This window comes from Marinobacter sp. (assembly GCF_014859525.1).
Lineage (GTDB): Bacteria > Pseudomonadota > Gammaproteobacteria > Pseudomonadales > Oleiphilaceae > Marinobacter.
On sequence record NZ_JACUUB010000079.1, the window covers coordinates 1 to 11,033 of the forward strand.

The 11,033-nt window shown below is 54.4% G+C and carries 3 protein-coding genes and 1 tRNA gene; 1 reads left to right on the forward strand and 3 read right to left on the reverse strand.

Features of this window, described 5'->3' with window-relative positions; genetic code table 11:
* Positions 1-411: 411 nt before the first annotated feature.
* Positions 412-488: transfer RNA gene (locus IBX51_RS12765), tRNA-Pro, on the forward strand.
* A 44-nt stretch (positions 489-532) separates the two neighbouring features.
* Here IBX51_RS12765 and rrtA read toward each other — a convergent pair.
* From rrtA to IBX51_RS12780, 3 genes are read right to left on the reverse strand one after another with little or no spacing between them, the layout of a single operon-like run.
* Complete coding sequence (gene rrtA / locus IBX51_RS12770; protein ID WP_291831668.1) at positions 533-1,078, reverse strand: rhombosortase; 546 nt, start codon at positions 1,076-1,078, stop codon at positions 533-535.
* Positions 1,079-1,122: 44 nt separating this feature from the next.
* The gene (locus tag IBX51_RS12775) at positions 1,123-3,336 is read right to left on the reverse strand and encodes a choice-of-anchor U domain-containing protein (protein WP_291831669.1); all 2,214 of its coding nucleotides are present in this window, start codon (positions 3,334-3,336) and stop codon (positions 1,123-1,125) included.
* A 10-nt stretch (positions 3,337-3,346) separates the two neighbouring features.
* Positions 3,347-9,835, reverse strand: a complete 6,489-nt coding sequence (locus IBX51_RS12780; protein ID WP_291831670.1) for a hypothetical protein — start codon at positions 9,833-9,835, stop codon at positions 3,347-3,349.
* Positions 9,836-11,033 lie beyond the last annotated feature (1,198 nt).

An 11,033-nucleotide genomic window follows, 5' to 3' on the forward strand; every position in this document is an offset into this window, starting at 1 on the left:
GCAGATCACTTATACACATTCAAGCATAGACCAGATTTGCAGACCGAGAAGCACAGGGGCAGAATCCCTGTCTTGAGCAGGTTGATCAGGTTAGAATGATAGAGATCAAACTATCTCAGTGTGCGTTTCCAAAACCGGGATTCAAAGCTGTCTGGACCTTTTCCCCCTTCCTTGAACCAGGCGCCCTGCTTGAGGGAAAAACCGGCTCAATGGCGTTCGATAAATACTGGGATGAGGCCCGGCACGACACCTTCGAACCGCCGGAATTCATCCTGACACCGCGGAAAGCCAAACTGCGATAATCCACCGAAATAATTACCAGCTCCCTGTTTATTTTTAGCCTGGGCTGGTGTAGACTTCGCTCCCGCTAAGCCACTGAGATAAACCTATTTTCTCCTGGCATGCGAGCATCGGGGCGTAGCGCAGCTTGGTAGCGCACTTGCATGGGGTGCAAGGGGTCGTAGGTTCAAATCCTACCGTCCCGACCAAAAATCCCTACAAAAAGCCTGGGCCGAAAAGCCCGGGCTTTTTGTTATCCGCTTTGATCCTGTCTTCCTGCCAGCAAGCGCCCTGTTGCCCCGATCACTGTGCCCGAGACGATTCCGTACACATGGGCGTCGGTGATAACCTGATGCGCCGTCACATCTACCAGGCTGACCGGGCCATAAAAACTGTCATAGACCGCCTTGAGTAAAACCAGAATAAACACCAGGGTAAACGACGATCTGAGAGCCTTGATCGCTACCACCAGGCCGGCAGCCAGCATTCCATAAAGCAAACCAGACAACCCCACATACCAGCCAACCTCTGGCGAGAAGACCCATAGCCCCCCGGTGATCGAAAGGGACAGGAGCACGACCACCAATACCCACTGATCACCGCTGAATGTTCCACCAACGAGCAGCCAGAGCAACCACAAACCAGACAGGTTGAGCAGCAGATGTAGCCAGTCAAGATGGACGAAGTGGGCTGTTATCAGCCGCCAGGATTCACCGCTGCGATCAACATCAGACTGGTATTGCAGATAGGAATCCGGGTCGGTAACAAAAACGGCCACCATAAGCGCAATGCAGCTCATGGTGGCCGGCACCCAAAGACTGGATCCTCGAATGTCAGCTTTAATCACCGAACGCGTCGACTCCCACGACTTCTGCGGAAGATCAGGCCCGCCGAGATTGCGATCAGCGTCAACAGGAACAGGTCAAATCGGCCGCCGCCGCCACTGCGTGCTATCGGCGCGGGCAGACCCTGAACACCACCGGGGTCTTTAATCGTCTGGTTCGCCAGGCCGTCTGCGTCATTCGGGCCACCATCTTCAATCAGCAACTTGACACACCAATCTCCTTCGCTGAGCCCAGCTTTGTACTCGTGGCTTTTAGGTGGCGGACAATAGCCTTTCTCGCCCGGCGCAGAGAAAACAGCGTTGCGATCATTCTCAATAAAGTCGTTCCACACCATAGTATCCGCCGAATACTTGCGGTAAACCGCCCGTTTGGGAATGGCAGCAGCCTGTGGTATCACGATGTAGGCAGAATCGGAAGGCTGTGAAAGACCCGCGATTTCAAAATCAAACACGCCGCCCGGGAATTTCTCAGGTTCTTCACCGTCTTCCAGCGCCGGCAAGGCGAAGGCCTGGGAGATGTCTTCTACCGTTACCATGGCGCTATACCTTTTCGCGGTCAGGGCTGTATAGCCGAGCGAAAGCCTGAGACCCGGCTCCGTTTCGATCAGGTATGCTTCTGCCGACGTTGCCAGGGCGCGGATCAGGTTATCAGGGCCAATATTGTCGAGGTAATCAGGAATGCCGTTGCCGTTAGCATCACCAAATCCTTCAACATCATCGGGAATGCCATCGCCATCAGAGTCTAATGATGTTAGCAGCGGAGCCTGACTGAGCACTTCAATCACCAGGTCAGACCGGTTCTCTGCAAGAGCAGAATCGCTTACACCCACGGCAATGCGGTAATAACCGGGCGCCAGACGGCTGGGGTCAAATACAAACCGGCCGTCAGAGTTATTGCCATTGGTTTCCAGTAATTGGCTGTCACTGAAAGACCAGTCAAAGGTGTGGCTGTCGCCGGGATCGGGATCGGTGACCAATGCACTGACGGTCACCGGCCCACCATCGGCCACGACCATCCTGGTCGGGCCCCGCCCCCCCTGGTCGGCGATCAACCGGACTGTCGGCGCAACGTTCTGGTCGCTGATCATTGCGGTGTAGACAGTTTTGGCACCGGAGACAACATTCTCAGACTCACCCAGTGTGACGATAACCGTCTCGGCACTGCCTGCCATGTTACCGTCGTCGACAATCTCAAAATTCACGCTGCCTTTTAGCCCACTGGAAATAGTGATCTCACCATTTGCAAGTGTATGGGTAACGCCGCCACCCGCTGCCGTCCCGGATACCGTGTAGGGGATCACCACAGGATAAATGGCCGCATTACCATTCAGCTCGGCGACCACCTCGACATTGCTGCCTTTAGCAACCACTTGGTCCGTGTGCAGGTTAACAATAGGCTTTACGATCACAAGCTGGGTATCCCTTGCCACATTCCCGGCCCGGTCACGTGCACTCCATTCAACAAAGTGTGCTCCCGGGGAAAATAGCTCCCTCGCGTTATTCGATGCCGTCACCTGACCGTCCAGGGCATCGTAAGCATATGCCTCACCCAGTTCGACTCTGGTGAAAAGCCCCGTGGCAGGCACTTCAATGTCACCGGGCACGATCAACAGGGGCGGCTGGTCGTCGGCATTAATATCCGTACCTGCCAGGTACTCATCCAGATTATTGACGCCATCACCGTCCGCATCCAGTAGCGCATCCGAGGGGTCAAAGGGGTTCAGCCCGGCCGCAATCTCAACGATGTCCGGAATACCATCGCCATCGGTATCCAGACTGTCCGGGCCAGGGCCGTCAATAATATCAACGCCTCTCAAAGCCAGGTTCAGTTCCGTTATGGTGCCACGGTCATTGACAACAACCTCCGCCGCCGCCGACTGCGAGTTACCCATTCGGTATCGGACGGTCAGCACATCGCCTTTACGGACAAATCCCTCACGGCGTTGAGCGATCGAATCCACAGGGATCGACAGCACATACCGATCCTGTGCCGCCGGATCTTCACCCATAGTGTAGCGGTCCAGAATGTGCCCCTGGTATTCAAGCACCAGAGACACGTTGGTATCCGACGCCGTTACCGGCGAGCCGTCCAAACTCACGGTGCCATACAGGAGATTGTCGGGCTCGGGAATGGCTGCCAGCGACGAGTGGGCAATCAACATCAGGGGGGCCAGACCCATAGCGACAGCCCTGAATACCTTTGTATTTTTCATGCTGATCACCTCAGTTACCTGAATAGCCGTAAGTCTGGAAGAACAATTTAATGTCTTTTATACCGTTGCCATCTCGCGATCCATCGGGAGTAAGCTGCCCCTGAATCAGACGGTCAATACCTTCATCCCCCCGGAAGTTCAGAGTTCCACCAGGAATAATCAGCATCCAGTCGGTGTTCCACACTGACCGACCCACAAGGCGGGTATCACTGGCGGTTTCCGATGGATTGAACTCACCGCTGTCGTGGTAGGCCCGATAACTGGAGAAGCGCCGGATTTCTGCATAAGTACCGCTCAGTGAGTCATTCACAGGAATCCATTCCGAATTGGTCAGATCGGATGCCCCAATCGGGAAAGGCGCAGGCAGCCTCTGGTCCACAACCCGCCACTCGCGTGTGGCAAGTGTGTCGCCGGTGGGAGACCGCATGATATCCATCCCTACGGGCAGCAAGTACACCCTCGGAGTGTTCGACAGACCGGTCTCGTTATAGCCTTCAAACCAGGTGCCTACTGCCCGAACCTTGGTGGCAAAATTGGTTGGGTCATAGGCACTGTCACCCGCGCCCAGTTCCCGCCCAAAGAAGTTCAGACCAAAATTGACCGTGGTCGGGAAGCGGATGACCAGGCCCGGTTGCGGCCCCGCATTCTCGGGGGCAAAGGGCCTGGCATAACGACGGAACTCAGGAATATCCCAAAGGTTTTCAACCCGGCTTTCCTCCAACTTCTGGCGCCATTCCTGACTGGTCTCCAGCCTGACCAGCTCGCTGTTCGGGTCGTTCGGATCCAGGCGTTTGCGGAAAAGCTCATAGCGCAGTGAGAACCGGTTGGTCTCAACCTGCGGGTTATTGAAGCCCAGCTGGCCTCGATAGATATTAAAGTTCTGGGTCAGGCGGGCCAACACGTCCGCCAAGCCCGGCGTGCCAGCCACCGGAACGCCATCAATCACCTGGCCCAGCCCGCGCTGCCGCACGATATCCGCCAGGAATTTGCGGCCTGAGCCGGCATCGCTTCCCAGTAGATTGGTTTCGTAATCGTAGGCGGTTGCGGCCAGGTAGACATACCGGGCTGCCAGATCAAACTGGGCGCGGTATTTCTGCAGGGCATCGTTTCGGAAAATCCGGAAGGTCAGGTCGCTGTAGCGGTTGGCCTGTACATCACCCGCGGTAAATACGCGGAACGAACGGCGTTCTTCCAGTAGGCGTTGCCCCTCAGCGAGCACTTCGTAATAGCTGCCCAGGCTTTGGTTAACAACTTCAGCCTGGGTGAACAGCTCAAGTCGCAACAGCGCTTCTTCTCGCCAGAGCTGCTCCAGCTCTTTAATGCGCTCCAAGAGCGCCACGTTGGTTGTATCGGCTGCAAGGTCGATTTCCGTCTGTAACTCTACTGCCTCTTTGGCGGCTTCAATGCCTACTTCAGCAACTTCCGCAACGCCTGCCGCCACATTAAATGGAGTGGTAGAGGCCAAAGCAATGGCTGCAAGAGCCCCTCTGATCGAACTGAAAGCATCGTTTGAAAATCCGATTACCTTAGGTATCGCGTTGGTGGATGCATCAACCGCCTCTTTCAGTGACTCTTTCGTCTGGGTTGCAACAATATTCGCGTTACGCGCGGCCACCAAACCTGCATTCAGATTAATGATTTCAGCTCTTCTTTTCCGGAGAATACTTACTTCCTCCAGACCCAATCCGTACTCAGCTCTAACCAGTTCTGCAGCATCCGTAACAGCCAAAAGCAAATTTTCATGCCCTTTTGCTGCTCTTTGGAGTTGAGCCTGAGCCTGAAGCAAATCTGAAACGGCTGCCTGAATGCGTCCGGGGGCTCGCCGCTTGCCCCAACTTTGGGGTGCGACATACTGCCAATCGGCACCTCGAGCTACCGGATACTCAACCTCGAGCGTACCTCCAACGTCTGCGTAGGCACCACCTACCAGGTCTTCAGGAAATGCAAATCCGTTGCTTCCACCAAAGGGGATCTCTGAATAAAACCCGGTAAACGACCCATCCGGTGGCGGTAAATCGCCGGTCAATTCCGAACTCACATACATATAGTGGTAAAGGTCTGGACCGTTGTAGCCCGAGGGGTAGGTTTTGCCTCCCCCAATATTCCCGGCGTAGGGATAACCAAAAATTTCGATCAGCCGGTTCCGGTAGTCCCGTTCCTGCTGAATGACGGAATTGTTCAACTTGTCAGCGTCGTCCTGAACCGAACGCACAGACTGGGTTTGCTGATTAGCAAAGTTGAAGACCGAGACGGCATTATCCAGGGCCACCTGGGCTCTCTGGGCAATCTGGTCGAAATGGCTTTGCCCGTTAATGCCGGAGCCTACTTCCAGAGGGTTCGGATCTATATCGAAAGGCACAACGCCCTTCGCCAACCCGAGCGGATTCAAGCCCGCGTCGGCCTGATCAAGCTGCGCCTGGACTGCTCCGTACTGGTTTGCAACCTGAGACAGCTCAACAACCGTAGTGCGGTCAACCTTTGCGATACCCTGATTCAGTTCATCCACCGGCGGAAGAATGGCGTTGGCCGTAATCCAGTCGAAATAGGCGCCCTGGCCAACACGGCGACCCCAGCCGTCCAGGCCCCAGGCCCGATCGCTTTTATCTGCGGTATCCTTGTAGCCTTGCCACTGCCCGGATGGCTCTTCCACATATTTCTCGCGGTAGGTCAGGTTAATAATCTCCGTGCCAGCCTTGGCCTTGGCAGCAGCAGCCTGGGCAAACTTACGTTCGTCCAGATAGTCCACCTCGATCGGCACGCCTGCCACCAGCACCGATTCGGTTCTGGGCTTCCAGGTGTAGTTGGGCTCCTTAAGCAGGATGTAACGTACCTTAACCGAGCTGAGGTAATGGCCCCAGGCATCGCCGTGACCCTGTGGATACAGAATCCGGGCGTCGGCTTCGGTAATAAAGCCGTCCTTGTTCTGATCGGTTATCCGGTAGTTCTGCACGTAAGCGACTTCGCCATTACCCTGGGTAAAGTTCCAGAAAAGGCGGTTATAAACCGGGTAGCCGGACACGCCTGCACGGCTGTCGTCCCGACCGCGTAGCAGAACCAGTTCTTCTTCCAGGGGCGACTCCAGTTGATTCTGGAAAGCAAACAAAGACGAGGCGACGCTGCCCAGATTGCTGCCAGCTTCCAGGCCAATCGTCGGATCCTGGGCGTCTGCATAAGCCTCATTACCGAGCAGCATGTACAGGTCCGCGATTCGGGTCGCCACGTTCAGTAGCTGAGTGTTTGCCGCAATGTCATTGAAGCCAGCGTTAATACTGAGGTCTTTGCCCCGTTCGAGCACGGTCTGGTAAGCCTCAATGATGCCTACGCTGTTCACCACATCCGGGTCGGGATTGAAGGGGATAGGTCCAGCATAAGGCTCACCTGCCTGCGCGATCATGCTGGTCAGAGTATTAACCTCCGAATCGCGGAAATCCTTAACTCTCTGATCAAACGGGTTCAAACCAGCGATCACCCGCTTGATCCAGCCAGTCGCCAACATGGCCCTGGCCTGGATAGCGGGATCGGACGACGGTGCAGCCGGGTCATAACTCGGGTCCCCTGCCCAGGCACTGGGCGTTACATCATTGCCATATTCAGCGCCACCCAGGTTGGTATAACGGGTGATAAACCAGTTGTCACTCAGTGTCAGCAGGCCCGGACCTTCAATAGTGATATCCAGAGCGCCATCACCTGAGCCCGGGTGAATAATCCAGGGGGAAACGGGATCACCCGGCACTGGCGGTGAATCCGGCTGCCCGCTGGTGTCGGGCTGGTAATACCATTCAAAATTCACCAGGTCCGGATCGCCCGCAAAATCACCGCTGTGGCGCAGAGTGAGAGACTCTTCGAAGATGTTGTCTGAAGGCACCACCCAGATATTGCCCTGATAAACGCCGTTGCTGTTGTCCATCCGCAGAACCTGCAGGCTGACCGGCAATGAGCCGAGACTTGGATCATTGTTAAAGGCGATGGTGACATATCCCTCCCCCGTCGGCCGCCCTGCGGTAAGCGCCATGGGCGTACCCAGCAAGGCTTGCGGTTGTGGCACTGTGTTGTCTTCTGCCCTCACGACAAACTGAGTTGGTGACAACACAAACGCAGGATCATCCAGACGATCATCCCGCCTATTGTTGTTGGCATCCCGGAAGTTATCCGCGATTCCATCTCCGTTCTCATCAATACCTTCCCCAAGGTACAGGGGCTGAACACCTACCAGGTAAGCTTCGTCTGCAACGCCATCTGGATCGCCATCCAGATTTAGTCCATTGGGGTTGCGCGAAAGGTGATAAAGCGCGTTGATGGCGTTAGAGAACGCCTGATCGGCGCCTTGCAGGGCAAGGATCCGGTCTCGTTCCCGGCGTGTCATAATGTTGGGCAAAAGCTGTGGATCGCCAATCTGACTCTCATCAACCCAGCCATTGAAACTAAGCGTCTTGTTGATCGGGTCGTAACTCAGCCTGTTGCGAATCACGAAGGGAAGATCGCTGAAATACAGGATGCCGCCTCGTGAATTCGTGGCAAGCTGACCATTCACCTCATCCAGCTGAACCGAGCGGGTGCTGATGGGGTCAATCAGTTTAACCAGCGAATCCGCAGGTCCTGCATTGAGTGTTTCCAGCGTTTCATCGTAGATGATCTGTGCCGCTGCCTGGCCGTTAATCTGGGGAAGGAAACATTTGTTGTCAGACGGCGCAGAACAGGAAGCTTCTTTCGATGAAAACAGAGTCTCGCCCGGCGACATTACCGGAACCGCCTCTGGCCACTCAAACTTATAACTTACGTTGACCGGAGTGCCGACAGGCGTGCTCTCCGGCGCACCAGCGAGCCTGTCGAGCCAGGGCACGCAGCTTCCAGGCTCCTGGTCGGGCTGCCCGTCGTTATTCAGGTCGTAGTAAAACCCGTTCTGTAAGGGATAGAAATAACGCGCCGTGACCTGCCCAGCTGAACGAGCCCAGAAGCTGCCAGTATGGTCTTCCCAACCGGCTTCGTTCACATCGGTAATCACGTTCTGAGCGCATACCCCAAGTGCACGCAACGGTATTGGCAATTGCAGAAGGTTACCGGCGGTAAGGGTGTAAAGCCCCCTATCGACATATACCGGGTTGTTCTCCACAGAGCTGAAAGGCGCATCGTCACGGCGCGATTCGATGCGATAGACCTGAAATGCAAAGCTGCCTGTGTTGCGATCGACGTATTTCAGTAACGTGAATGGCCGCGACGCGTACAGAGGATTGTTGTCAGCAATCACATCGTTCAGGTCATTTCGCAAGGCGAATACCGTGTTATTCAGCAGCAATGCATGTTCTTCGTTGGCATTGAAGCCAGGCATGTCCGGATTTGGTTGGTTGTAAATCGTGGCATTGGAATAATTGGCAGGCAACTCGCCAGACCCTTGTTGATCAGCAATGAGGATTGTTTTTGCATCGCCCGCGCCGGTCCCAACCTGGGGCCACTGGCAATTATACCTGACGGGCCTGTTACCCCAGGTCTGGCCAAGAGCATTTTCGCTATACCAGACCACCGCCATGGCGTTGTCCACCGAGCTGCTCTGGTTAACCGGGAAAATCGGCCCAACCCCGGTTTCGCGATTGTGAAGGGACGGATCGAAACGCGCATTTTCAAAAACAATGTGGCCATTTCGTACAGAGTCTTCATGAAGTGTGCTGGTTAGTGCAGAACCGATCAGGCACTCATTACTTGCCTGCAACAACTCTGAATCATCCCAGGGTTTGGTATACACCACCTGGAAAACCGGAATTTGGCTCGTAATATCGACAGGTTCATCCTGCGTATTCGTGGCCACGTAGTGCAAAACCACGTAGCTGGACTGACTACCAACCGGGGCTTGCCGATTGAACATACCATCAGAGATCAGGTTCCCGCTGTTGGGAGGGTAGGCTACCTGAGCAAACCTCAGGGGTTGGGAAGAATTTTCTGCCTGGTATAGCGGTTCAAGCCTGGCGGATGTGCCGGCAATGTGCGTTTGACGGGACTCTACCGGCGGCAACACCGGGTCAACAATAAGTTTTGTGGTGAATCTTTCGGGATTCTCCGGATCAAGCTCGGCGGAAGTGCGCCACTGAAGTGTCAGCAATCCTGGTGGTTCACCGATAACATAAAACGTCTTGTTCGCTTCACTCCAGAAGGTATAGTTTCCTGCGTCCGCGACCAGTTCACCGTTAATAAAAACAGTCGGCCGTTCATTCAGCGCGCCATCCGGCGGTGAAATTCCCTCGCCAATAACCTGGACTGTAGGAACGAGCCAGTTGCCGCTATTAGTATCTAACGCGCCAAGAAAGACGTCTTCTGCACCTTCCGACACTGCTGATTCGGCACCAAATAGAACAGAGCCCGGGGTGGATATACCGACCGTGAGCGCCAGACCATTCTTGCTCAGCCCAATGCTCTTACGGACTAAGTTCGCAGAGATCGGCCCTTCACCAGCAGGCCGAGATATCGTATTCACCCACTGCCAGGTTTCATCCGGTGCAAGCTTGGCCACGAAAACAGAGACCCGCTCAGCCTGAGGCAAGGGACCAAAACCCGCTAGACGCGGTGATCCAGTGTACGTACCGGAGTAGTAGACATTACCCGCACGGTCTACTTCAACTGAGAACGAACCTACATTGTTAGGTGCTTCAAAGCCTGCTTCCGATGAGGGCACACCCGTATTCGCGTTAATTCGGGTTACTCGACTCTGGACGTGATAGACATTATCACCCTCAACAGCGACAACGGTTGTTGAAGAACCGTCAAACGTCTCATCTTCCCAGATCCAGGCACAGTCTATGCTGTAAGAAGTAACGTTTCCGTTTTGATCCGTGACAGGATTTTCCACAACTTTAACTAAGCTATAGATCTCGGAAACCGGAAAACCACAAATTTCTTTAAGCCCAAAATTCCATATGGACAAATACAGATCGCTTGCACCGTCGCTCTCCCGGATCTGCGTTTTGAGCCCGATGGGAAGGCCAACATTGAGAAAAGAGCCATCCCCTCGCGTTATTGGAAAAGGAAGGCTCCAAATGTTTTCCCCCGACCTGTTAGAGAGCCGTGATAGCAGCATAGTATCCAGGAGATTATCGGCTGAAAACACATAAATGCCAGCTCCACCCTCAGGCACACTGATCTCAACTGTGGCTGTGTTCGTATACTCCCTTGCCCAACTCCAGACGCCCGATTTACTAATTTTTGCAATAAAGGCACTGCCACGCTGGATAACCACACCGGCAATGACTGCTGAATCCGCCGAGTCCAGCCTGCCAGAAATATAGATGTCATCAACTGAATCTACGGCAATGCTTGTCAGTTCCGTATAGGCGGCCGTATCAATTTTGTTTGCCCAAATAAAATCACCGCTGGCAGTGTACTTGGCTATATAAACGCTCAAAAAACCGGGTGAAGACAGAGTAACGCTAGCTCCTCCGTCAGGTTTCGGAAACTCGATGCTATCGCGGAAGGTTCCGGAAACCACGCTATTACCTTCGGAATCGACCACAACATCTACTATGGTCTGGGCACCAGCACCACCAAATTGCGCAGGCCATGCCGCTATGGCCTGATTGAACGGCAGTAATGAAACGACAACACTCGCTAAAAATAACCAAAGCCAACCCTTCAGATCACGATTGGTTTTCTTGAGTTCCATGACCTGACCCCTCACTGATTCAACGTATTGATTTGCGCCGCATGGCGAAGCG